General features: G+C 66.9%; 24 protein-coding genes. 21 read left to right on the top strand and 3 right to left on the bottom strand.

What is annotated here, in order from left to right:
• Nucleotides 1-43 precede the first annotated feature (43 nt).
• The 14 genes from rpsH to map all read left to right on the top strand — a co-directional run bounded on the left by rpsH (nt 44) and on the right by map (nt 11,425).
• Nucleotides 44-442 (top strand): 30S ribosomal protein S8, encoded by a 399-nt coding sequence (rpsH, locus tag BIU82_RS15805; protein ID WP_070350371.1) that lies wholly within the window; start codon nt 44-46, stop codon nt 440-442.
• Between the two features lie 18 nt (nt 443-460).
• Nucleotides 461-997, top strand: coding sequence for a 50S ribosomal protein L6 (gene rplF / locus BIU82_RS15810; RefSeq protein ID WP_070350372.1), 537 nt, complete (start codon nt 461-463; stop codon nt 995-997).
• A 3-nt stretch (nt 998-1,000) separates the two neighbouring features.
• Nucleotides 1,001-1,384, top strand: a complete 384-nt coding sequence (rplR, locus tag BIU82_RS15815) for a 50S ribosomal protein L18 (RefSeq protein WP_070350373.1) — start codon at nt 1,001-1,003, stop codon at nt 1,382-1,384.
• A 29-nt stretch (nt 1,385-1,413) separates the two neighbouring features.
• On the top strand, nt 1,414-2,088 hold the full coding sequence (rpsE, locus tag BIU82_RS15820) for a 30S ribosomal protein S5 (RefSeq protein WP_171906558.1): 675 nt from the start codon (nt 1,414-1,416) through the stop codon (nt 2,086-2,088).
• A 2-nt stretch (nt 2,089-2,090) separates the two neighbouring features.
• Nucleotides 2,091-2,297 carry a 50S ribosomal protein L30 gene (rpmD, locus tag BIU82_RS15825; protein WP_070350375.1) on the top strand — a complete coding sequence of 69 codons (207 nt, stop codon included), beginning with the start codon at nt 2,091-2,093 and terminating at the stop codon, nt 2,295-2,297.
• The gene (gene rplO / locus BIU82_RS15830) at nt 2,297-2,776 is read left to right on the top strand and encodes a 50S ribosomal protein L15 (protein WP_070350376.1); all 480 of its coding nucleotides are present in this window, start codon (nt 2,297-2,299) and stop codon (nt 2,774-2,776) included. Before rpmD ends, rplO begins: the two co-directional genes overlap by 1 nt.
• Nucleotides 2,777-2,978: 202 nt before the next feature.
• Nucleotides 2,979-4,289 carry a preprotein translocase subunit SecY gene (gene secY, locus BIU82_RS15835; RefSeq protein WP_070350377.1) on the top strand — a complete coding sequence of 437 codons (1,311 nt, stop codon included), beginning with the start codon at nt 2,979-2,981 and terminating at the stop codon, nt 4,287-4,289.
• Between the two features lie 5 nt (nt 4,290-4,294).
• Nucleotides 4,295-4,864, top strand: a complete 570-nt coding sequence (locus BIU82_RS15840; RefSeq protein WP_171906565.1) for an adenylate kinase — start codon at nt 4,295-4,297, stop codon at nt 4,862-4,864.
• A gap of 108 nt (nt 4,865-4,972) precedes the next feature.
• Complete coding sequence (locus BIU82_RS15845; RefSeq protein WP_070350379.1) at nt 4,973-6,001, top strand: ketoacyl-ACP synthase III; 1,029 nt, start codon at nt 4,973-4,975, stop codon at nt 5,999-6,001.
• Nucleotides 5,998-6,792, top strand: a complete 795-nt coding sequence (locus BIU82_RS15850) for a glycosyltransferase family 2 protein (protein ID WP_253182803.1) — start codon at nt 5,998-6,000, stop codon at nt 6,790-6,792. Before BIU82_RS15845 ends, BIU82_RS15850 begins: the two co-directional genes overlap by 4 nt.
• Nucleotides 6,789-7,976 (top strand): cytochrome P450, encoded by a 1,188-nt coding sequence (locus BIU82_RS15855; RefSeq protein ID WP_083292377.1) that lies wholly within the window; start codon nt 6,789-6,791, stop codon nt 7,974-7,976. The genes BIU82_RS15850 and BIU82_RS15855 overlap by 4 nt, the downstream gene beginning before the upstream one ends.
• Nucleotides 7,969-9,642, top strand: coding sequence for a class I adenylate-forming enzyme family protein (locus BIU82_RS15860; RefSeq protein ID WP_070350381.1), 1,674 nt, complete (start codon nt 7,969-7,971; stop codon nt 9,640-9,642). Before BIU82_RS15855 ends, BIU82_RS15860 begins: the two co-directional genes overlap by 8 nt.
• Nucleotides 9,639-10,565 (top strand): NAD-dependent epimerase/dehydratase family protein, encoded by a 927-nt coding sequence (locus BIU82_RS15865; protein WP_070350382.1) that lies wholly within the window; start codon nt 9,639-9,641, stop codon nt 10,563-10,565. Before BIU82_RS15860 ends, BIU82_RS15865 begins: the two co-directional genes overlap by 4 nt.
• 29 nt (nt 10,566-10,594) lie before the next feature.
• A complete protein-coding gene (gene map, locus BIU82_RS15870; RefSeq protein ID WP_070350383.1) occupies nt 10,595-11,425 on the top strand; it encodes a type I methionyl aminopeptidase in 831 nt (276 codons plus the stop codon).
• A gap of 260 nt (nt 11,426-11,685) precedes the next feature.
• On the opposite strand, the gene BIU82_RS15875 is transcribed toward map, so the two are convergent.
• From BIU82_RS15875 to BIU82_RS15885, 3 genes are read right to left on the bottom strand one after another with little or no spacing between them, the layout of a single operon-like run.
• Nucleotides 11,686-12,243 (bottom strand): 2-oxo-4-hydroxy-4-carboxy-5-ureidoimidazoline decarboxylase, encoded by a 558-nt coding sequence (locus BIU82_RS15875; protein ID WP_070350384.1) that lies wholly within the window; start codon nt 12,241-12,243, stop codon nt 11,686-11,688.
• Between the two features lie 36 nt (nt 12,244-12,279).
• Nucleotides 12,280-13,740, bottom strand: coding sequence for a chlorohydrolase family protein (locus BIU82_RS15880; protein WP_070350385.1), 1,461 nt, complete (start codon nt 13,738-13,740; stop codon nt 12,280-12,282).
• Complete coding sequence (locus BIU82_RS15885) at nt 13,737-14,414, bottom strand: FadR/GntR family transcriptional regulator (protein WP_070350386.1); 678 nt, start codon at nt 14,412-14,414, stop codon at nt 13,737-13,739. Before BIU82_RS15885 ends, BIU82_RS15880 begins: the two co-directional genes overlap by 4 nt.
• Nucleotides 14,415-14,511: 97 nt before the next feature.
• Between BIU82_RS15885 and BIU82_RS15890 the strand changes: the two genes are divergently transcribed.
• From BIU82_RS15890 to BIU82_RS15920, 7 genes are all read left to right on the top strand, one after another.
• On the top strand, nt 14,512-15,603 hold the full coding sequence (locus BIU82_RS15890; protein WP_070350387.1) for a TIM barrel protein: 1,092 nt from the start codon (nt 14,512-14,514) through the stop codon (nt 15,601-15,603).
• A complete protein-coding gene (locus BIU82_RS15895) occupies nt 15,600-16,487 on the top strand; it encodes an ABC transporter permease (protein ID WP_070350388.1) in 888 nt (295 codons plus the stop codon). Before BIU82_RS15890 ends, BIU82_RS15895 begins: the two co-directional genes overlap by 4 nt.
• An 8-nt stretch (nt 16,488-16,495) precedes the next feature.
• Nucleotides 16,496-17,512, top strand: coding sequence for an ABC transporter permease (locus BIU82_RS15900; protein ID WP_070350389.1), 1,017 nt, complete (start codon nt 16,496-16,498; stop codon nt 17,510-17,512).
• Nucleotides 17,512-18,573, top strand: a complete 1,062-nt coding sequence (locus tag BIU82_RS15905; protein WP_083292378.1) for an ABC transporter ATP-binding protein — start codon at nt 17,512-17,514, stop codon at nt 18,571-18,573. Before BIU82_RS15900 ends, BIU82_RS15905 begins: the two co-directional genes overlap by 1 nt.
• The gene (locus BIU82_RS15910; RefSeq protein ID WP_070350390.1) at nt 18,570-19,445 is read left to right on the top strand and encodes an ATP-binding cassette domain-containing protein; all 876 of its coding nucleotides are present in this window, start codon (nt 18,570-18,572) and stop codon (nt 19,443-19,445) included. Before BIU82_RS15905 ends, BIU82_RS15910 begins: the two co-directional genes overlap by 4 nt.
• Nucleotide 19,446: 1 nt before the next feature.
• Nucleotides 19,447-21,060, top strand: coding sequence for an ABC transporter substrate-binding protein (locus tag BIU82_RS15915; RefSeq protein WP_070350391.1), 1,614 nt, complete (start codon nt 19,447-19,449; stop codon nt 21,058-21,060).
• Between the two features lie 71 nt (nt 21,061-21,131).
• On the top strand, nt 21,132-22,187 hold the full coding sequence (locus BIU82_RS15920) for a sugar phosphate isomerase/epimerase family protein (protein ID WP_070350392.1): 1,056 nt from the start codon (nt 21,132-21,134) through the stop codon (nt 22,185-22,187).
• Nucleotides 22,188-22,479 lie beyond the last annotated feature (292 nt).

Genomic DNA, 22,479 nt, shown 5'->3' on the forward strand with positions numbered 1-22,479 from the left:
GGAAGAACAGCGGAAACCGCTACGAGGAAGGGCAAGAGCCCAAATGACTATGACAGATCCTGTCGCAGACATGCTTACGCGTCTGCGCAACGCCAACTCGGCATACCACGACTCCGTGACCATGCCGTACAGCAAGCTCAAGGCACGCGTTGCCGAGATCCTGAAGGCCGAAGGCTACATCGCCGGCTGGAAGGAAGAGGAAGCTGAAGTTGGCAAGAAGCTGACCATCGACCTCAAGTTCGGTCCGAACCGCGAGCGTTCGATTGCCGGTGTCCGCCGTATTTCCAAGCCGGGTCTCCGCGTTTACGCGAAGTCCACCAACCTGCCCCACGTGCTGGGTGGCCTGGGTATCGCAATCCTGTCCACCTCTTCCGGCCTCCTGACTGACAAGCAGGCCGGCAAGAAGGGCGTGGGCGGCGAAGTCCTCGCGTACGTCTGGTAACGGGAAAGGAAGAGAATAATGTCACGTATTGGACGTCTCCCCATCACCGTTCCTGCCGGCGTCGAGATCAAGGTTGACGGCTCCGTCGTCAGCGTCAAGGGCGCCAAGGGCGAGCTGAGCCACACTGTTGCCAGCCCGATCGAGGTCACCCTTGAAGAAGGCACCCTGACGGTTACCCGCCCGAACGACGAGCGCAACTCCCGCTCGCTGCACGGCCTGACCCGTACCCTCATCGCCAACATGATCGAGGGTGTCACCAACGGCTACGAGAAGAAGCTTGAGATCGTCGGTACCGGTTACCGCGTTCAGGCCAAGGGCTCCGACCTTGAGTTCGCTCTGGGTTACAGCCACCCGGTCAACGTTTCTGCTCCGGAAGGCATCACCTTCACGGTGGAAGGCCCGACCAAGTTCTCGGTCGCCGGTATCTCCAAGCAGCAGGTCGGCGAGGTTGCTGCCAACATTCGCAAGCTGCGCAAGCCCGACCCCTACAAGGGCAAGGGTGTCCGTTACGCCGGCGAAGTCATCCGCCGCAAGGTCGGAAAGGCTGGTAAGTAAACCATGGCCATCGCAATTAACAAGAAGCGCACGAACAAGAGCAAGTCGGCTGCCCGCAGCCGCCGCCAGCTCCGTATCCGCAAGCGCATCGTCGGCACGGCCGTCCGCCCCCGCCTGGTGGTCAACCGCTCCGCACGCCACATGTTCGTCCAGGTTGTCGACGACAGCAAGGGTGTCACCGTGGCCTACGCTTCCACCCTGGAAGCTGACCTGCGCGCATTCGAAGGTGACAAGACTGCCAAGGCCAAGCGCGTTGGCGAGCTCGTCGCCGAGCGTGCCAAGGCCGCAGGCGTCGAGGCTGTTGTCTTCGACCGCGGTGGTAACAAGTACCACGGCCGCATCGCCGCCGTCGCTGACGGTGCACGCGAAGGTGGGCTGGCACTGTGACCGTTGAGAATAACGAAAAGGACATTCAGGTGACTGAAGCTGCAGCTGCTGAGGCAACTGAGACCGCTGCTGCCACCGACGACCGCCGTGGCGGCCGTCGCGGCGGCGAGCGTGGCGACCGTGGCCAGGGCCGCGGCGACCGTGGTGGCCGTGGTGGCCGCGACGGCGGTCGTGAGGCCGAGAAGAGCCAGTTCGTAGAGCGCGTTGTGACCATCAACCGTGTCGCCAAGGTCGTCAAGGGTGGTCGTCGCTTCAGCTTCACCGCCCTGGTCGTCGTCGGTGACGGCAACGGTCTGGTCGGTGTCGGCTACGGCAAGGCAAAGGAAGTTCCCGCCGCTATCGCAAAGGGCGTCGAAGAGGCCAAGAAGTCCTTCTTCCGCGTTCCGCGCATCGGCAACAGCATCCCGCACCGCGTGCAGGGTGAGGCCGCTGCCGGCGTCGTCATGCTGCGTCCGGCTTCCCCGGGTACCGGTGTTATCGCCGGCGGTCCGGTCCGTGCAGTACTGGAGTGCGTCGGTATCCACGACGTCCTCTCCAAGTCGCTCGGTTCCTCCAACGCCATCAACATCGTTCACGCGACTGTCGACGCCCTGAAGCGACTGGAAGAGCCCGCTTCCGTGGCAGCCCGCCGTGGCCTGCCGCTGGACGAGGTTGCTCCGGCTGCTCTGGTGCGCGCCATCCAGAACCAGAAGGCAGGTGCCTAGTCATGGCTAAGAACCTGACTCCCTCCGACGCCAAGTTGGAGATCACCCAGATCAAGGGCGTCATCGGCGCCAAGCAGAACCAGCGCGAGACCCTGCGTTCCCTCGGCCTCAAGCGCATCGGACACACCGTTGTCCGTAACGCTGACGCCGTGACCGTGGGCATGCTCAACACGGTTCCGCACCTCGTGAATGTTGAGGAGGCGAAGTAATGGCCGAGAACAAGACCGCCGAGGCTGCTGAGAAGCAGCACGCGCTGAAGGTCCACCACCTGCGTCCCGCCCCGGGTGCCAAGACTGCCAAGACCCGTGTTGGTCGTGGTGAAGGCTCCAAGGGTAAGACCGCCGGTCGCGGTACCAAGGGTACGAAGGCCCGCTACCAGGTGAAGGCTGGCTTTGCCGGCGGCCAGCTGCCGCTGCACATGCGCCTGCCGAAGCTGCGCGGCTTCAAGAACCCGTTCCGGGTTGAGTTCCAGGTCGTGAACCTGGACAAGCTCAACGAGCTGTTCCCGGAAGGCGGCGCTGTAACCGTCGAGGCACTGGTTGAGAAGGGCGCCGTTCGCAAGAACCAGCCCGTGAAGGTGCTGGGCACCGGCGACATCACCGTCAAGGTTGACGTCACCGCCCACGCTTTCTCCGCCAGCGCTGCGGAAAAGATCGCTGCTGCGGGCGGCACCACCACCGCTCTCTAAGGGACTCATCCCGAAGGAGCGGCGGGGTACCAACCCGTTGTAGAACGACTCCCGGTGTGCGGGGCTTCGGCCCTGCACACCGGGAGTTTTTTCGTTTTCGGGCCCCGTCGATTGTTCGCATGGCGCATCCAACAGCTAGACTCGGGTGTTGGGTTTCATAGGGCCCATCGATACCTTTGGATTTTTCTACTCAGGAGGACGCTTGCTTAGCGCATTCGGCCGGGCGTTTCGGACGCCTGATTTGCGACGCAAGCTGTTGTTCACGCTGGGAATCATCACTATCTTCCGCTTGGGTGCATTCATTCCCTCGCCTGGTGTGAACTACCAGAATGTGCAGCAGTGTTTGCAGGGGGGTCAGACACAAGGCAGCCTGTACCAGCTCGTGAACCTGTTCAGCGGCGGTGCGCTGCTGCAGGTGTCCATCTTCGCGCTGGGCATCATGCCCTACATCACGGCAAGCATCATTGTGCAGCTGCTCCGCGTGGTGATCCCACGGTTCCAGCAGCTGTATGAAGAAGGTGCTGCAGGGCAATCGAAGCTGACCCAGTACACGCGCTATCTGACGATCGCGCTGGGTCTCCTGAACGCCACAACGCTGGTATCGCTCGCCCGTTCGGGCCAGCTGCTGCCGAACTGCCAGCTTCCGATCATCCCGGACACCAGCATCATGACCACGATCCTCATCATCATCACGCTGACGGCCGGCACAGGCCTCATCATGTGGATGGGTGAACTGGTCACCGAAAAGGGCGTGGGCAACGGCATGTCCCTGCTGATCTTCACCTCGATCGCAGCAACCTTCCCGCCTTCCCTCGGCGCCATCTGGACCTCCCGTGGCCCGGGCACCTTCTTCACGGTGCTGGCCATCGGCCTGGTAACGGTGGCCCTGGTGGTCTTCGTCGAGCAGTCCCAGCGCCGCATCCCGGTCCAGTACGCCAAGCGCATGGTCGGGCGCCGCACCGTGGGCGGCACCAGCACCTACATTCCGATCAAGGTGAACATGGCCGGCGTCGTGCCCGTCATCTTCGCTTCTTCCATGCTTTACCTGCCGGGCCTGATTGCGCAGTTCAACCAGCCCAAGGCGGGGGAGCAGATGGCACCGTGGGTTGAGTGGATCAACAACAACCTGGTCCGCGGTGACCACCCGATCTACATGGCGCTCTACTTCGCCATGATCGTGTTCTTCACCTACTTCTACGTCGCGATCACCTTCAACCCTGAAGAGGTTTCGGACAACATGAAGAAGTACGGCGGATTCATTCCGGGCATCCGGGCGGGTAAACCGACCGCGGACTACCTGCAGTACGTGCTTTCCAGGATCACCCTCCCCGGAGCCATCTACCTTGGCTTCGTGGCATTGATCCCGCTGATTGCCATCGTCCTGATCGGCGCCAACCAGAACTTCCCGTTCGGCGGCACTTCGATCCTGATCATGGTGGGCGTGGGCCTGGAAACCGTCAAGCAGATTGATGCGCAGCTACAACAACGTCACTACGAAGGGCTTTTGCGATGACGAGAATGCTGATCATTGGACCTCCGGGTTCGGGCAAGGGTACCCAGGCCGAACGGATTTCCGAACGTCTGGGCGTAGTCGCCATCTCCACCGGCGACATCTTCCGTGCCAACGTCAAGGGCGAAACCCCGCTGGGCCTTGAAGCCAAGAAGTACATGGACGCCGGCGACTTCGTTCCGGACGCGGTCACCAACAACATGGTCCGCGACCGCTTGGGCGAGTCCGACGTCGAGAACGGCTTCCTGCTGGACGGCTACCCGCGCACCACCGCGCAGGTCGACTACCTTGACCAGATCCTCGCCGAAGGGCAGCAGAAGCTCGACGTGGTGCTTCAGCTGACCGCCGACGACGAGGAACTCGTCAGCCGCCTGCTGGGCCGCGCCAAGGAAACCGGCCGTTCGGATGACAACGAAGCCGTCATCCGCCACCGCCTGGACCTCTACCACGAGCAGACCGAAGCCGTGGTGGCGAAGTACGCCGAGCGCGGCATCCTGACCCAGGTTGACGGCATCGGCGGCATCGACGAGGTCACGGACCGCGTGCTGCTGGCCATCGAGGCTGCCAAGGCCGTCTGAACACGGCGCAACTGACGCTTCCTGAAAGGGTGTGTCCCGTACCATGAGTGCGGGGCGCACCCTTTTTGTGTTCCCCGCAGAGCGCGGACTGGATAGTTGGGGGAGCGGATGGCCGCAGCAGCGCCGGGACTCAGCCGGATCACCGGGGTGGAGGTCTACCTGCCGCCCGCGCGGCTGGACACGGCCGCCGTCGAGCAGCGGCTCCGACGGGAGAGTCCGGAGTTCACGGTGCCCCGCGGGCTGATCGGCCGGGTGACCGGAATCCGCAGCCGCAGCGTCATGGCGGAGTCAGAGCAGGCTTCGGACCTGGCGGTCAACGCCGCAGCGAAGGTGCTCGCGGAACGCGGCCTGCAGCCCGAAGACATTTCCCTCTTGATCTTCGCCTCGGCGAGCCAGGACATGGTGGAACCGGCCACCGCGCATATCGTGGCCGCGAAGCTGGGCCTGCAGTGCCCGGTGATGGACGTCAAGAACGCCTGCAACAGCTTCCTCAACGGACTCGAAGTGGCGGATTCCCTGGTGGCCGCCGGGCGCTACTCCCGGGTGTTGGTGGCCGGCGGGGAGTCGCCGTCGCGGGCCGTGCGCTGGAGCGTGCCGGATTTCGAAACTTTCGCCTCGTCCTTTCCCGGGTACACCATGAGCGACGGCGGATATGCGGCCTTGTTCGAAGCGTCCGACAGCGGTGCCTCCGCAGGGGTGCTTGGCTTCGGGTTTTCCGCCAAGAGCGCGCATTGGGCTGTCGGGACGCTCGCGGCCGGCGGTTCCGCGTTTCCCCGCGACCCCGAGGCCAGCTACTTCTCGATGGACGGGGAGAAACTCAAGGACGCCTTCCTGGACCTCGGCAGCGGCATCCTCCACGAGACCCTTGAGCGGCTCGGCCTGGGCTGGCAGGACTTCGCCGCGGTGTGCGTGCACCAGGTCAGCGCCCCGTACCGGGAAGTCTTCGCCCGTGGCGCCGGTGTCCCGGCCGGCTTGCTGATCCCGACCGTCGAGGACTACGGCAACCTCGCTTCCGTGACCCTACCCCTGCAGTTGAAGCTCGCCCTGGACACTGGCCGCTGCGGGCCGGGCGACCTGGTGGCGCTGGTGGGCCTGGCCGGCGGGGTCAGCCTGGGCATCGCGGTGGTGCGGCTGTGAGCGCGGCACAGAGCGGAGGACTGCCCAGCACGGCGCAGACCCGGCCGCTCTGCATCGCAGTTCCGATGCTCAACGAAGAAAAGCTCGTCCGGCAGACCCTCGATTCCCTGGCCGCCCAGGAGCACCCGGACTTCACCCTTGTGGTGGTGGACAACGGCTCCACGGACCACAGCTGCGGCATCGTGGCCGACTTCGCGGCAGCGCATCCCGGGATGGACATCCGGCTGATCCACGAACCGCAAAAGGGCACCGGGGCCGCAGCCGATACCGGCATGCGCTTCGGTGTCGACCACGGTGCCACCTGGCTGGCCCGGACGGATGCCGACTGCCTCGCCGCAACGGACTGGACGGCACGGATCATGGCTGCGTTCGACGACGGCCTGGAACTGGTGGCAGGCCAGCTGCTGCCGCGCGAAGACGAGGGCATCACCGCCATGGAACGACGCATGATGCTGCTCGCCGTCGAGGTGGCGTCCTTCTTCGGCCGGATCCGGCCCGGCAACAAGGGCGAAGGCTACCTGGGCCCGTACCAGATGCTGCCGGGCTGCAACATGGCGATCACCGCGGACATGTACCACCGTTCCGGCGGCTTCCCCCGGACCCGGATCGAGGAGCTCCACGAAGACCGGGCGCTGTCCAACCGGGTGCGGAAGCTGAGCCGCGCCTATGGCCTGCGCCGGGACGTGGTGGTCTACGGTTCCTCGCGGCGGGTGAAGGCCTGGGGGCTGAAAAACACCTTGGCCTGGTACGCGGACCACCGGTACCGGCCCGAGGTGGTGGACATCCGGTGAGTCCGCCGGCAGCGCGCACGCTGGCCGCCTGGGAGCTACGTGTCCACCTTGGCGCCCATCCTGTCCTGTATCCGCTGATCCGCGGGCTCGGATACCTGCGCCCGGTGCAGCGGATCCCGGGGCTGGGGATCCTGGTCAGCGAGGCCGGGCTGCTCCGCGAGGTCCTCATGGACAATGAACGTTTCGTCAAGCACGGGCCGTCTGCCTCCGGAGGCCTCTGGACACCGGTGGTGGGACCGAAGGCGCTGCTGAACATGGACGGCGCAGAACACCATGACATGCGGCGTCTCCTCAGCGGGGTGTTCACGGCCCGCGCGGTCGCCGGCATCGTGGAGCCGGCCGCCGCCAGGTTGCGTGGCCACCTGGCCCGGGAGGTGCCGGCGGGACGGCGCGTGGACCTGGTTGCGGCCGTGAAGGAACTCTCCGGCGGGGTGATCGCCCGGATCCTGGGCCTCGCCGACGACGCCCCCGGTCGCCTACCGGACCGGGACCTTTTCGACATCGGCACCTCCATCACCTCGCAGGTGCGGCTGGGCCGCCATGCACTCACGGCGCCGCAGATCGCCAAGGCGCGCACCGCCGTCGGGCTCCTGGCCGGGCCGGCACGCGCCGCCTACCGGGAGGGGAACGGCGGAACGTTCCCGGGACGCCTGCGGGAACTGGGCATGACTGAAGAGGAAGCGCTGGGCGTGGTCAGCGCGTTCGTGATTGTGGGGACGGAGACGCTGGTGTCCTTCATCCCGCGGATCGTCGCGCTGCTGCACGACGCCGGACTGGTGCCGGAGCTCGCAACCGACCGTTCCGCGCTGCCCGCCGCGGTGAACGAGGGGCTGCGCTATACCGTGCCGTCGCCGATGATGCTGCGCGACGCCGTCGCGCCAGGAACGCTGGGAGGCGTCCGCTTCCGGCCGGGCGACCGCCTCCTGCTGTCCACTGTGCACGCCGCCAAAAGCCTGGGCGGATTCGATCCGGCCCGGCAGGTGCCGGGCCATGCGCGGCAGCTGTGGTTCGGGGCCGGCGCGCATTTCTGCATCGGCATGCCGCTTGCCATGGCACAGATCAATTCCACCTTGGAGAGCCTGCTGGAGCTGTACGCACAGCAGCCGTGGCGGATCGCCGCACGGAAAGTGAAACGGCGCGTCCTCATCCCCGGCTACGACACCCTGGAGCTGGCCCGTGCCTGACGATTCCCTTGACCTGATTGCCGGAGTGTACGCCTCCGCCCGGCGGTGGCCGGAACGTCCGGCCATCACGGCGCCCGCCAGGAAGGTGCCGTGGCGGGCGGACCCGGTACCCGGCCGCACCATCAGCTACGGCGACCTTGTCGCGGGAATCGAGGCGACGGCGCAGGCACTGCGGGCCGAGGGATTCGGTCCCGGGGAACGCATGTTGTTCTCCGTCCGGCCCGGACCGGACGCTTTCGTGCTGGCCCTGGGCGCCGTCCGGGCAGGCGGTTCCATCGTGTTCATCGATCCCGGCATCGGTCCGGCGCTCTTCCGGGACCGGGCCGGGCTTGCCGCGCCGCGCTGGGCCGCCTCGGAGTCGCTGTTGTACGCGCTCAGCGCCAAGGGTCCGCTCCGGCCGCTGGCCCGCCGCCGCGGCCTGCTGCTCCCGGACTACGGCGCCATGGAGGTGCGGCATTTCCATTCCGGGCCACGGCTGCCCGGGGTGCCGCGGGGCTCGCGGTCGGTGAAGAGCCTCGCCCGCGCTGCCGTCCCGCTGACGACGCCGGAGACCGCACCGGAGCAGGAAGCGGTGATCATCTTCACTTCAGGCACCACCGGTGACCCCAAGGGCGTCGTGCACACCCGCGGTTCCCTTGCCGCGGGCTTCGGGCAGCTGACGCAGCGCTGCACCTTCGCCGCCGGGGACCGGATCCATTCCGAGCAGCTCATGATGGGCCTGCCCGCCCTGATCGCGGGGGCGCACTGGACCATGCCCGCGTACGGCTTGTCCGCGTACATCGATCCGCTGCGCCTCGCCGCGGAGCTCGGTCCGGTTCCCGGAAAGTACGACGGCGCCACCCACCTCTTCCTGGTCCCCAGCCAGTTGGCGCCCATCCTTGACGCCGTGGAAGCCGGAGAAGTGAAGCTCCCGGAGACGCTGCGCACCATCATGCTCGGCGCCGCTCCGGTGCTGGCACCCTTCCTGGAGCGGGCCACCCGCGCGCTGCCCGGCGTCGGCTTCAAGCTCATCTACGGCATGACGGAACTGCTGCCGATCGCCATCGCCGACGGCGCCGAGAAGCTCGCGTTCGCATCCGGCGCGGAGGCGGAGCACAAGGCCGCCGACGGCAGCGGCGAAGGCGATTTCCTGGGCGCGCCCCTGCCTGCCGTGCAGCTGCGGGTTGCCGAGGACCATGAGCTTCTGGCCCACGGCCCGAACATGTGCCGCGGCTACCTCGGCCAGCCGGACATGTCCGAACACGCCACCGGCGACCTGGTGCGCCTGGACCACGGCGGTCCGGACGGAATACCCCGGCTGGTGATGATCGGGCGCAAGAAGGACATGATCATCCGCGGCAAGACGAACATCTACCCGGCCCTGTATGAGCCGCTCATCGCCACCGTGCCGGGCGTGGCGCAGTGTGCCATGGTGGGTGTGCCGGATTCCACCGGCGACGAAGCAGTGTGGCTCGCGGTTGTTCCCGCCGCGGGCCAGGACCCTGTACGGCTGAAGGCCCGGCTGTTGCGCGAACTCCCGCGGCTGATCGACGAATCTGCCCTCCCGGACCGGATAGAGGTCATGGAAGCGCTCCCGGTGGGCGGCCGGCACCGCAAGACCGACCGGGCGCAACTCCGGGCGTCCTTTGCCGCCGTCGCCGCCGTCGACGCCGGAACGCGGCCATGAGGATCGCCGTCACCGGCGCCGGCGGCTTCATCGGCGGGGCCATCGCCGCCGCTGCCGAAGCGCGCGGCTGGGAAGTGGTCCGCTTCGGCCGCCGCCCGGGGCCGGGGTTCCTCTACTGGGATATCGCCGGACTGCCGCCGGCGCAGCCGCCGGTGGTTGACGCCGTCGTACATACCGCCGCACACGTGGCCGACTGGGGGCCGGCGCGGCTCTTCCACCGCGTGAACGTGCTGGGCACCCGCGCCGTGGCGGAGGCCTATCCGCGCACCCGGCTGGTGCACATTTCCAGTTCGAGCGTCTACCCGTGGTGGGAGGACTGCGCCGACCGGCCGGAAGAAGAAGTGGCTCCGTGGCACCTGGGCGCGTACGGGCGCAGCAAGGCGCTCGCCGATGTCGAGGCCCGCCGCCACCCGGACGCCGTCGTTCTCCGCCCGCACGCCGTGTACGGTCCCGGCGACCGGACCCTGCTGCCCCGGCTGCTCTCCAACATCCGCGGGCGCACGTTGCTGAGCGTGGGGCATGACGGCATCCTGCACCAGCTCACGCACATCGGGAACCTTGCGGAGGCGGCGCTCGCGGCATGCATCTCGGGTGCCAGGGGAGCGGTGAACGTGGCCGACGCCGGCCCTGTCCCCTTGGGCGCAGTGTTGCGGGAAGTGCTGGACGCCACCGGGCGGGCGGATGTGTCCGTTCGGTACCTGCCGCGTCCGCTGGCGATGGCCGCAGCAGGTGCGTCAGAGGCCGTCGCCGCCGCGGGCGGCACGCCGCCGAGGCTCACCCGCTATGCCGTGAGCCAGCTGGGCCGCCAGCGCACCTACCGCCTGGACCGGCTGCGCGGCGAGCTCGGAGTGGAGCCGATTTCGACCACGCTGGCGGATGCGGGAAAATGGTTGGCAGAGCCTGGGGCGCCGCGCCCCGAATGAGCTGTTTGAAAGCAACCCCTGAGGAGACCATGGCGTTCGGCCAGCCCCGTATCGAATACAAGTCCAACCAGCAGATGCGCAAAATGCAGGAAGCCGGGTTGGTGCTCAGCCGCGCCCTCGACGCCGCCGTGGCCGCTGCCAAGCCGGGCGTCAGCACCCGCGAACTGGATGCGGTGTTCGCCGCCGTGCTCAACGACGCCGGCGCCAAGTCCAACTTCCTCGGCTACCACGGCTTCCCGGCCACCATCTGCACCTCCGTCAACGAGGAAGTGGTCCACGGCATCCCCGGCGACCGCGTGCTGCAGGACGGCGACATCATCTCGATCGACGGCGGCGCCATCGTGGACGGCTGGCACTCGGACTCCGCCCGCACTGTGATTGTCGGTACGGCAGATCCCGAAGACCAGCGACTCTCCGACGTCACCGAGGAAGCCATGTGGCGGGGCATCGCGGCCCTGGCCAAGGGCAAGTTCGTGGGCGACATCGGCAACGCCATCGACGACTTCGTGTCCTCTGTGCCGGGCCAGCCGCTGGGCATCCTGGAGGACTACGTGGGCCACGGCATCGGCTCCGAAATGCACATGGCACCGGACGTGCTGAACTACCGCACCAGCCACCGCGGGCCGAAGATCCGCCCGGGACTGTGCCTGGCCATCGAACCCATGCTGGTGCGCGGCGACATCGAAACCGCCACCTTGGACGACGACTGGACCGTGGTCACCACGGACGGCCAGCGTTCCTGCCAGTGGGAGCACTCCGTAGCGGTGCACGAGAAGGGCATCTGGGTGCTCTCCGCGCCCGACGGCGGTGCTTCGCGACTCGCGCAGTTCGGCGTCACCCCGGTGCCGATTCCGGCCTGAGCCCGGTGATCGAGCCGTTCCGGTGATCGAGCCTGTCGAGATCCCGGTTTCGACGGGCTCAACCGCCGGATCCCCCGGTGATCGAGCTGTTCTGGTGATCGAGCTTGTCGAGATCCTGGTTTCGACGGGCTCAACCACCGGGTTTCGACAGGCTCGGTTTCGACAAGCTCAACCACCGGGTTTCGACGGGCTCGGTTTCGACAAGCTCAACCACCGGGTTTCGACGGGCTCGGTTTCGACTGGCTCAACCGCCGGGGGTGCTACGCCTCGATGAGCGCGGTTTCCGGGTCGTCCAGTTCATCGACGAGCTTCGTGAGGCGGATTTCGACCAGCTTGCGCAGTTCCTCCCGGATGGCGTCGCACTCCGCTTCGGGTGAGTTCGCCAGGCGCGACTTGAGCGCCGCAAGCATCTGCTCGTTCGTCAGGCCGGTTGCGCAGATCAGGAAGACATGGCCGAACTTTGCTTCGTAGGCGTCCTGGGCCTCGTTGAGGTCCTGGAGGGCGTCTTCGTCCCGGTCCATGCGGGCGGATTCCTGCTTGGCCCAGCGCAGCCGCCGGCCGGTGAAGCCATCGTGGCGGGAGCCCAGCCGACGCAGGCCCACGTGTGCGGCCACCACGTTCGCGTCGCTCAGGGCCGTGACGGATGAGCGCGCCTTCGCGATCAGGTCCTCGAAGCCGGTGAAAGGCCGCTGGCGCTCGACGTCGACCGCCCAGTCCTTCACGGGAAGATGGCACAGTTCGGGCATCACGTTGATGAACTCGTCACCGGACAGTTCGTTGAGCCGGGTGACTCCGTGCCTCTCAACAGAAGTTTTCACAACAAGTTTCCTTTCGTTGTCAGAGCACGGTTGTTGTCAGCGCACGGGGAAGCTCGGAGGCAACAGCTCCGGGGTGGGGCGCTTGGCGTGGTCGGAAACGCTGAGCGAGGCGATGTACTTGTCCAGGAAGCCCTGGGCGCGCCCGCGGTAATCGGAGGTATCCACGGTGACGATGTCTCCGTTTTCCACCACGGTGCGCCCGGCCACAACCACGCGGGTGATGTCGCGGCCGTCCGCGTTCATCACCATGGTGCGGATGGGATCCGCATACGGGCCGATGTGCTGCCCGTTCAGGTCCAGCACGAAGTAGTCGGCCTGTGCGCCTGCGGCCAGCCGGCCGAGGTCCGGACGGCCCAAGGCTTCGGCCGGGTCCAGCGTGGCTGAGCGGAACAGGTCCGCCGCCTGCGCGCTGGCACGGTTGCCGGTGATGGCCTTGGTCATTCCCATGGCGAGGTCGAGGGCGCGGATCATGTTCGGCGGCGCGGAGTCGGTGCCCATGACGATCCGGACGCCGCGCTCGCGGTAAGAGTCGTAGCTGTCCAGCATGCCACCGTAGTGCGCCATCGGAATGGGGCAGAGCAGCACGCTGCTCCCCGAGTCCGCCAGCAGGGCAAGGTCGTCCCCGGTGCCGAAGGCTTCCGGCATGAGCGGGTGGCCGGGGATGGTCCAGGCATGCGGGACAAAGGTCTTTTCGGCGAGGAAGCCGAGGTCCGCCAGGTAGGGCAGGGAGCGCTTGCCTGTGCGGGCCACCATGATTTCGATTTCGGAGAGTCCCTGGGCGGCATGCAGGCGGACGGGGATGCCGAGCTCGTCGGCGGCCTTGCGGGTGAGGCGGAGGGTCTGTTCGGTCTGCGTCTCGATCCGGGCAGGAAGCAGGGCGGTCCGGATGAGTCCGTTGGCGCGGCCTTCATAATCCTGTGCGAAGCGGATGGCGTCCTCGAGCCCTTCGAGGCCGCGCCGTTCGTCCTCGTGAAGAAGCACACGCGTGCCGTCGGTATATGGCACGGCCGTGCGGTAACTGGGACCAAGGTAGGCGCGGATGCCCAGGGCTTCAGCGGCCTCGGCGGTATCGGCCATGTCCTGGTAGTCCTCGCACCATTCGTGGTAGGCCTCGGAGGCGATGGGCATCATGGTGGTGATGCCGTTGCGGAGCAGCTGGGAGAGCGCGAATTCGCGGCGGAAGCGGGATTCTTCCCGGGTGAAGACGGCGCCGTGGTCCTTGAGGTACTCCTCGGACCAGACCAAGCCCAGGCGGGTGTCCGGTCCGTGCCAGGAGTCGAAGATGGCGTGGTCGATGTCCGCCAGCGCGTTGAGGTCGATGAAGCCGGGGGAGACGATGGCCTGGCCGGCGTCGACCTCGTTGTCGACGCGGCCGTCATAGTCCCGCCCGACGAACAGGATGGTCCCGTCTTCGTGGACCAGTTCGGCGTCGGGCAGGATGCAGTGGTCGCCGTCGGCATAGCCGATCACGAAGGCGGCCTTGATGCGTGTGATCATGTGTTCTCCAAGTCGGATGCCTGGTTGTCCAGGATGGTTCCGGCCACCAGCATGGCGTCCTGTACGGCGCCGTCGCGGATGGCTTCGAAAAGGTCGTCGTGGTGGTCATGGCCCGCGTGGGCTGCGCGTTCCAGGCCGGCGGGCGAGGTCCAGGACCCATCGATGCTCGCGGCCAATGACCCGTAGATTCCAGCGAGGAGCTGGTTGTGCGCGGCGTCCACCACCGCGCGGTGGAAATCGATGTCCGCCGCCCGGAAGCCGTCGTCGTCGTGCGCTTCGGCTGCCGCGCGACGGCGGTCCAACGCGTCCCGGAGCTTGTCCAGGTCCGCATCGTCCCGGCGCTGGGCCGCCAAGGCTGCGGCGGGCACGTCGAGGCTGCGCCGGACTTCGACGGCTTCGAACGGGTCCGCGTCCTGGAATCCCTTGCGGAGCGCGATTTCCTGTTCGTCGACGGCGGCGACGAACGTGCCGTCGCCTTGCCGCGTGACGAGCAGGCCCGCGTGCACCAGTGCACGCAGCGCCTCGCGCAGGGGAGCCCGGCTGAGGCCCAGGGCCTTGCCGAGTTCGGGTTCGGGTGGAATGCGGTCGCCCAGACCCCATTCGCCTTGCCGAATGCGTTGGCGGATGTCGTCGATTGCCTCATCGACCACGCTGCGCCTGCCGTTCACCGCCATGGTGCCCCCTCTGGTTCTTACGTTCCCGAAGCGTCTCACATGGGCGTTTAAAAATCCACCCTTTCGTAAGACGTCTTACGAGTGTATCTTGATCGACATGACCCAGATCACAGAAGAGATTCGGGAATCGAAACCACTGCACACCGCAGAAATCCCCACCGTCCGCCTCGGCATCCAGTTCACCCGCTACCCCGGGCTGGAAGAACTGCCGCTGACCGCATCACTCCGCCAGGCCGTGGAAGATGGCTTCACGCTGGTGGTCCTGAACAACATCGCCGCGGAGCTTTCGGGCGAAGTGGAGGACCGCTTGGATGAGGTGGCAGCGGAAGCCCGGCGCGCCGGCGTCGAACTCCAACTCGGACTGGGTTGCGCCGGACCGGCCGGCGATCCCGCCACGGTCCGCGCGGAACTGCGCAGGGCGCTGGAACGGGGACTGGAACTCGGCATCACGGAGTTCTTCGTTTACACCCGTTCCGTGCGGGAAGGCCTGCTTGAACAAGGGCGTTTCCTGGACCACCCCGCGCAGCTGCGGCTCGTCCGGGCCACGCTGGAGTCCCTCTCCGCACGGGCGGCAGACGCCGGGGTCCGGATCAACGTGAAGACGCACGAGGACCTTGCTTCCGCCGAAGTCCTGGGGCTGGCGCACAGCCTGGATCCGGCTGTTTTCGGCATCGGGCTCGACGTCGCCAACCTCGTGGTCCGCGGCGAAGATCCCCACGCCGTCGCCGCGGCCCTCGGACCGTGGGTCCGGATGACCCATCTGGAGGACCTGGTCCTCTTCGCCGTGCCGCACGGCTACCGCCGCAGGCTGCGTGCGCTCGGTGAGGGCGTCCTGGACTGGGAGCTGCTCCTGGGCAGCCTGCTCGGCTCCGGCGTCCGCGACTTCACCCTCGAACAACACCGCGGAAAGTTCGACACCCCTGTATTCGACCGTTCATGGTTCCGCTACGAACCCCACCTTGACGCCCCGGAACTCGGCCAGCTGGCCCGGCTCGGGGCCCTGACGCACGACGGCGTGGCGCGCGGGGACATCCCGGCGCTCGCCGACTGGGACGAAGACCCCGCCCCTGCCGAACGCCGTCGACAACTGCTCCACAGCGCCGCAACGATGCGGCGGATCCTCACATCGATCGGAGCCGGCATTGCCGCGCCGGCCACGATCCTTTCAGGAGAGGAAGGACTCTCATGACAGCACTAGCCGCCCCCCAGGCCGCTGTTCCGGCCCGGCGCCGGCCCTTCAGCAGTTTCCTCAAACGGGACCGGAAGCTCACGCTCACCCTGTCCCTCCTGGCAGCCCTGGTGCTGCTGACCCTGGCCGGTCCATTGCTCTGGCGGATCCAGCCGGAGGCCATCAACCTCGGCGCGGTCCTCCAGCCGCCCAGCCTCGCCCACCCCATGGGTACGGACGACACCGGCCGCGACGTCATGGCACGTTTCCTCGCCGGCGGCCGGACGTCCATCCTCGCCGGCCTGGCCATCGCCCTGATCGGGGCAATCGTCGGCTGCGTGACGGCCTTGCTCGCCGGTTCCATGCGCGGCTGGGTGGACACGCTCTTCACCTGGCTGACCAACTCGATCCTGTGCTTCCCGGCGCTCCTGCTGGCCATGGCCATCGCCATGGCGCTCAAGCCCGGCGTCACGGCCGCCGTCATCGGCCTCTCGCTGCACTCCTTCCCCTGGTACATGCGGACCCTTCGCGGCGAAGTCATGCGGCTTTACGGCCAGGACTTCATCCGCTCCACCATGGCGATCGGCGCCCACCCGGCCCGCGTGCTGTTCCGGCACGTCCTGCCGCACCTGGTGCCGATCATGATCCTGCAGATGGCCGCCGTCTTCGGCGCGGCCGTCCTCTCCCTGGCCGCCCTCGGATACCTCGGCCTTGGCGCCCAGCCGCCCACTGCGGAATGGGGCGAAATGATCACCGAAGGCCAGCAGTTCTTCCTGACCGGCCAGTGGTGGATCGCCGGCTTCCCGGGCCTGGGCCTGCTGGCCGCCGTCACGCTTACCACCGTCATCGCGGACCGGGCCCGGGAAGTTCTGGACCCCCGCGGCGAGTTCACCCAGGCGAAGTGAGGCGTGCCATGACCAACACCATCCTCAAGCGCCTCGGCGTGGCACTGGCCACCATCTTCGGGGCCTCGATCTTCACCTTCGTCCTGCTCCGGAAGGTTCCCGGCGACCCCGCCCGGGCCATCGCCGGCGACACCGCCACCGAGGACACCGTCGCGGCGCTGCGCAAGTCCATGGGCCTGGACGACAACCTCCTGGTCCAGTACGGCAACTACATGGGCGCGCTGCTCCGGGGCGACTTCGGTTTCTCCTACAGCACCGGCAACAGCGTGGGCACGCTGCTGGGCCAGCGGCTTCCCGCCACCCTCGAACTGGGCCTGCTGTCCGTGATTATTGCGATTGTTGCCGCCGTTCTCGCGGCGAGCTTCGCGGTCTATTCCCGACGGCGGTGGCCGGACCAGGCGGTACGTGCAGCGTCCTCGCTGGCCATGGGTTCGCCGCCGTTCTGGATCGCACTGCTGGCCCTGATGGTGTTCTCCATCCAGCTCGGCGTGTTCCCCGGCCCCGAAGGCCGGCTCTCGCCCGGCATGGTGAAGCCGCCGAACATCACCGGAATGTTCACCATCGACTCCCTCCTCACGGGCCAGTGGGGAACCTTTGCCAACGCTGTGTGGCACCTCATCCTGCCGGCGACCATTGTTGCACTGGGCCCCTTCGCCTTCCTGAGCCGCCTGTACCGCAACCAGCTGCGCGGCACGCTGCGCGAAACGTTCGTGGCCGTCTCGCAGAGCCACGGTCTGCGCCGCTTCCCGGTCTACAACCGCCACGTGGCACCCCACGGCCTGTTGTCCCTGTTGCCCGCCGCGTCACTCCTTTTCGCAGACCTCCTCGCAGGAAGCCTGCTGGTGGAGAAGGTGTTCGGCTGGCCCGGCATCGGATCCATGACCGCGGACGCCATCATCCAGAAAGACTTCGCCGTGGTCCAGGCCGTCCTCCTGCTGGCAGCCGTCCTCTACGTGGTGGTCAGCCTCCTGGCCGACCTCCTCATGACCGCCGCAGATCCCCGCACCCGAGTAGGAGCACGCTGATGCAAAGCAACGCACTCTCCATCCCCGCCCCGGATGTGGCGGGCGCCGGCGGCCAGGACGCGGACTCCCGCGGACCCGTGCTCAGCGTCCGTGGCCTGCGCACCGATTTCGTGACCGGCCTCGGCACGGTCCACGCCGTCCGGGACGTCTCCTTCGACCTCCGCCAAGGCCAGCGCCTGGCGATCGTGGGCGAATCCGGTTCAGGAAAGTCCGCCATGGCCATGTCCCTGCTGGGCCTGGTGCCGCCGCCCGGCCGCGTGGTGGGCGGCAGCGTCAAGCTCAACGGCAAGGAAATCGTTGGCCTGGACGATGCCGGGATCTCCAGGATCCGCGGCAAGGACATCGGCCTGGTGTTCCAGGACCCCATGGCGGCGCTGGATCCCTTGAGGACCATCGGCAGCCAGTTCGTCGAAACCATCCGCGTCCATCAGGACATGTCCGTCAAAGCCGCCCGGAAGCTGGCCTGCGAGCTCCTTGGCGAAGTGGGCGTCAACGATCCCGCCCGCAGGATCTCCGACTACCCGCACCAGTACTCCGGCGGCATGCGCCAGCGCGTGCTGATTGCCATGGCCATCGCCAACGACCCCTCGGTGGTGGTGGCCGACGAACCCACCACGGCCCTGGACGTCACCACCCAGGCGCAGGTGCTGGACCTGCTGGCCAAGATCTGTGACGAACGGGGCAACGCCCTGGTGATGATCACCCACAACCTGGGCATCGTGGAGGAACTCTGCGACACCGTGAACGTCATGTACGCCGGCCGCTTCGTCGAATGCACCAGCACCGAGGCGCTGTTCGCCTCACCGGGACACCCCTATTCCAAGGCCTTGCTCGACTGCGTCATCGATCCCGCCACTGCGCGGCGGGGCGCGCTGCCCGCCATTCCGGGTTCACCGCCGGACCTCTCGGTGGACGAACCCGGCTGCGCCTTTGCGGCACGCTGCCCGATCGGCCGGGACCAGGAACGCTGCGCCGTCGAAAGGCCACAGCCCCGCAGCCTGTCCACGGGCGCCGTCGTCCGCTGCCACTTCGCCAACGATCCCCAGGGAGGCACCGCATGAACACCTCCGCCGCCACCCCGCTCCTGCGGGTGGAGAAATTGAACAAGTCCTACGCCAAGGGCATCGGCAGCCGGCACCGTACGCAGATCCTGAGGGATGTCTCCTTCGAACTGCGGCGCGGCCAGACCCTCGGACTGGTGGGCGAGTCCGGCAGCGGAAAGTCCACCACCGCCGCCTGCGTCATGGGCCTGACGGGCGTGGACAGCGGACTGATCGAGTTCGACGGCGTGGACCTCACCAAGCTGTCCAAGCCGGAGATGCGCAGGATGCGCCGCCGCATCCAGATGGTCTTCCAGGACCCCAACGGTTCGCTTGACCCGCGCTTCACCGTGGCCGACCTCGTGGAGGAGCCGCTGATCGTGCACGGCGTCACCGACGCCGCCGAACGCTCCCGCCGCGTGTCCGAGGTGTTGGACCGCGTGGGCATCAGCGTCAAACAGGCCCAGCGCTTCCCGTTCGCGTTCTCCGGCGGCCAACGCCAGCGCATCGCGATCGCCCGCGCGCTCGTGCTGAACCCGGACCTCGTGGTGCTGGACGAACCCGTGAGTGCGCTGGACGTATCCATCCAGGCCCAGGTCCTCAACCTCCTCAGCGACCTGCAGGACGAACTCGGCCTGACCTACCTGTTCATCGTCCACGACCTCGCAGTGGCGCGTCTCATGAGCCACCACATCGCCGTCATGAACGCCGGCGAAATCGTGGAGGCCGGAACCTCCGCTGACGTCTTCGACAACACCACCCACCCGTACACCCGGGCGCTGCTCGACGCCGTGCCGGGCGCCCGCCGTCGGGCAGCACAGCAGCAGGCAGCGCAGCAGCAGACCGCGGCGCTCGCCGCCGCGGGAACCGCCGACGCCATGGAAGGAAAGTGACATGTTGACCCTCCTGAAACGGACGACGACGGTGCTCGCCGCCGTCGGGACGCTCGCCCTGTCCGGTGTGCTGGCGGGCTGTGCGCAGCCGGCTGCCCCGACCGCCGCGACCGACCGCCCCTTCACGGTGAACTGGGCGGCTTCCTTGACCAACATCGACCCCGCTTTCGTGTGCGCCGGCAATGAGAACAGCTTCGCGAGCAACTTCTACGCCCGACTGGTGAAGCTGGACCAGGAACCGCAGGCAGACGGCACCCTCGTGGCCGTCAACGAACCCGAACGGGTCAAGCCCGACCTCGCCGCCTCCTGGACGGTATCCCCGGACGGCAAGTCCTATACCTTCTCGCTGCGTCCGGGAGCGAAGTTCGCCAACGGCAACCCGCTGGACGCCGAGGCAGTCCGGTATTCGATCATGCGCAACCTGACGATCGGCGGCTGCGGTTCGCTGGGCCTGCAGATCGGCCTGACTGATCCGCCGCTGATCAAGGACACCGTGGTGGTGGATCCGCAGACCGTGCGCCTGGAACTGTCCCGGCCCTACCCGGCCATCCTGGTGACCCTGGCCCAGAGCCGTGGATCCATCTACGATCCCCGGGTCATCAAGGAACACGGTGAAGACCAGAAGGGTGTGCCCAACCAATGGCTGGCCTCGCACACGGCCAGCAGCAGCGGGCCTTATGTGCTGGAAGAGTACGTCGCCAACAACTACGCCGTCCTCAAACGGAACCCGAACTACTATGGTCCGCCCGCCAGGGAAGCCGAGGTACAGGTCAACTTCATCACCTCGATTCCCACGCTTATGTTGCAGGCCCGCCGCGGCGAGGCCGATGTGACGCTTGGCCTGCCGCCGTATGTCGTGCACCAGCTCAGCCAGGAAGATTGCTGCCGCGTCACGACCGCGCCTGCCTTTGCGCCCGTGACGGTGTCGCTCGACAATTCCTCGGGCAACACCGCCAATCCGAAACTGCGCGAGGCCCTCACGTATGCGGTGCCGTATGACCAGATCCGTTCAAGCGTGGCCTATGGCTACGCGGACAGCTACTACGGCCCGTTCGTCCCCGGCATCCCGGGCTTCGACGCCGAGCGTTCGGCCCCGCGGCCGATGGACAAGGAGAAAGCCCGCACACTGGTCAAGGAATCGGGACTGAAGGACCCTGCGATCGACCTGATGATCAACCCGTCCGTGCCGGGCGTCTCGACGTTGGCCACCATCCTGAAATCGTCCTGGGAGGACGTCGGGGTGAACGTGAACATCGATTCGCAGACGCCCACTGCTTTCGCCACCCGCTTCAACACCGGTAAGTACCAGTCCGCCCTGCTGTTCGAAAGCGGCGGTGCCGTGGCTGCGTACGAGCTGCGCAAGAAGATGACCTGCGGCAGCACCTTCAACAACCAGCACATCTGCATTCCCGGAACCCCGGAGCTCATGGACAAGCTCAACGCGGCCTCCGACCTGGATTCGCAATTGCCGTACATCAACGCGCTGGTGGACTCCTGGCGGGCCAATTCGCCCACCATCATCCTGTACCGCGCGCAGTTCACGGCAGTGCTGGCCAAGGCTGTGAAGCACTTCGAATACTCGCCGACGTACGGCTTCTACAACTGGGGGCGCTAGCCGCTCCCGCCCGGCCGGAACCGGCGGGTTCCGGCCGGGCCCAAGACATCCACAGCTGGAAGGACAAGAAAATGCGAATTGGTGTTGATGGAAGCAAGATTCCCCACGAGGACGGGGACTCCGCGGTCCGGATCCTCGAACGCGCGCACGCGCTGGGCATGGAAGGCGTGTACTTCCGCACCGTGATGGACGTATCGCCCACCCTGGACCGCGGACTGCTGGCCGAGGTCCGCTCCTGCGCGGACGAGCTCGGGCTGTACCTGCAGATGGGCCTCGCCAAGGTGAATCCGTATGCCGCCTCGGAAGCCCCGCAGGTCCGCAAACTGGGCGACGGCGATTACACCCGCGGCATGGTGAAGATGATCGAAGCTGCGCACGAGGCCGCCGGTGTCACCGATTTGTGGGTGGCCTGCGCCAACTACCAGCGCGGCATGCCCGGCTACTACGTGTTCGATCGCTTCCGCACGGACGCCCCGTGGCCGGACCAGCTGGTGGCCATCGAGAAGTTCCTGCGGCTTCTGGCCCCCGTGGCCCGGGACCATGGCGTGCACCTGAACATCGAGACCCACGAGGAAATCACCAGCTACGAGGTGGTGCGGCTGGTGGAATCGGTGGGCCCGGACGTCCTGGGTGTCACCTTCGATACCGCCAACGTGGTGGTCCGCGGTGAGGATCCGGTGGCCGCCGCCCGGCGCGTGGCGCCCTACACCAGGGCGACCCACCTCCGCGACTTCATCCTGGGGGAGCAGGAGGGCGTGTTCGGCCGGGTGTTCGCTCCCATCGGGCAGGGTTCCATCGACTGGGACACCGTGCTGGGCATCTTGCACGAGGCCAACCCGGAGCTGCCGTTGTCGATCGAAAACGCGGGGCCCACCTTGCACCTGCCCATCGGCCTGGATGATCCCGAGTGGCTCGCCGTGCACCCCGACCTTGATGCTGCCGAGGTGGCCCGCATCCGGGAGATGGCCGCAGAGCACCAAGGCCGAGTGGAGCGGGGCGAGGCTGTGCCGATCTCCGAGTTCCGGGCCATCCCGTACGACGGCGAACGCTTCATCCTCGAGTCCGCCCAGGCCCTGCGTGCTTCCTTGGCCCGGCTCGGGATCGCGGAGGGCGTCACCACCCCCTGACACCCTCTTAAGCGCGAACGTACACTTGGGGCCCCAAATCCGCTGGGCGGGTTCTAGCGGTCGTTGCAACACCCTGACTTCGGGAGTTGCAACGACCGTGGTTCGTTTAAGCGGTGATTCATCAGGTTCTGGCTGGTACCGGCAGGAACATAAGGACGCATTTTTCGTAGTGTTTGATCGTCTGCAGGACACGACGGCGGCTGCTAAAGCTTGCGGGATTAATCCAGCGACCGGGGCAGCCTGGGTTCGGAAGGCTGGGTTGAAGGGCCTCGGGAAACGGGGAAGAGGTCCG

The organism is Arthrobacter sp. SW1, from assembly GCF_001766675.1.
Lineage (GTDB): Bacteria > Actinomycetota > Actinomycetes > Actinomycetales > Micrococcaceae > Arthrobacter.

Bases quoted from the DNA above. Each gene is read 5' to 3' on its own strand.
- rpsH (WP_070350371.1), top strand. From the start codon at position 44: ATGACTATGACAGATCCTGTCGCAGACATGCTTACGCGTCTGCGCAAC.
- rplF (WP_070350372.1), top strand. From the start codon at position 461: ATGTCACGTATTGGACGTCTCCCCATCACCGTTCCTGCCGGCGTCGAG.
- rplR (WP_070350373.1), top strand. From the start codon at position 1,001: ATGGCCATCGCAATTAACAAGAAGCGCACGAACAAGAGCAAGTCGGCT.
- rpmD (WP_070350375.1), top strand. From the start codon at position 2,091: ATGGCTAAGAACCTGACTCCCTCCGACGCCAAGTTGGAGATCACCCAG.
- rplO (WP_070350376.1), top strand. From the start codon at position 2,297: ATGGCCGAGAACAAGACCGCCGAGGCTGCTGAGAAGCAGCACGCGCTG.
- BIU82_RS15840 (WP_171906565.1), top strand. From the start codon at position 4,295: ATGCTGATCATTGGACCTCCGGGTTCGGGCAAGGGTACCCAGGCCGAA.
- BIU82_RS15845 (WP_070350379.1), top strand. From the start codon at position 4,973: ATGGCCGCAGCAGCGCCGGGACTCAGCCGGATCACCGGGGTGGAGGTC.
- BIU82_RS15865 (WP_070350382.1), top strand. From the start codon at position 9,639: ATGAGGATCGCCGTCACCGGCGCCGGCGGCTTCATCGGCGGGGCCATC.
- map (WP_070350383.1), top strand. From the start codon at position 10,595: ATGGCGTTCGGCCAGCCCCGTATCGAATACAAGTCCAACCAGCAGATG.
- BIU82_RS15880 (WP_070350385.1), bottom strand. From the start codon at position 13,740: ATGATCACACGCATCAAGGCCGCCTTCGTGATCGGCTATGCCGACGGC.
- BIU82_RS15885 (WP_070350386.1), bottom strand. From the start codon at position 14,414: ATGGCGGTGAACGGCAGGCGCAGCGTGGTCGATGAGGCAATCGACGAC.
- BIU82_RS15890 (WP_070350387.1), top strand. From the start codon at position 14,512: ATGACCCAGATCACAGAAGAGATTCGGGAATCGAAACCACTGCACACC.
- BIU82_RS15895 (WP_070350388.1), top strand. From the start codon at position 15,600: ATGACAGCACTAGCCGCCCCCCAGGCCGCTGTTCCGGCCCGGCGCCGG.
- BIU82_RS15900 (WP_070350389.1), top strand. From the start codon at position 16,496: ATGACCAACACCATCCTCAAGCGCCTCGGCGTGGCACTGGCCACCATC.
- BIU82_RS15905 (WP_083292378.1), top strand. From the start codon at position 17,512: ATGCAAAGCAACGCACTCTCCATCCCCGCCCCGGATGTGGCGGGCGCC.
- BIU82_RS15910 (WP_070350390.1), top strand. From the start codon at position 18,570: ATGAACACCTCCGCCGCCACCCCGCTCCTGCGGGTGGAGAAATTGAAC.
- BIU82_RS15915 (WP_070350391.1), top strand. From the start codon at position 19,447: ATGTTGACCCTCCTGAAACGGACGACGACGGTGCTCGCCGCCGTCGGG.
- BIU82_RS15920 (WP_070350392.1), top strand. From the start codon at position 21,132: ATGCGAATTGGTGTTGATGGAAGCAAGATTCCCCACGAGGACGGGGAC.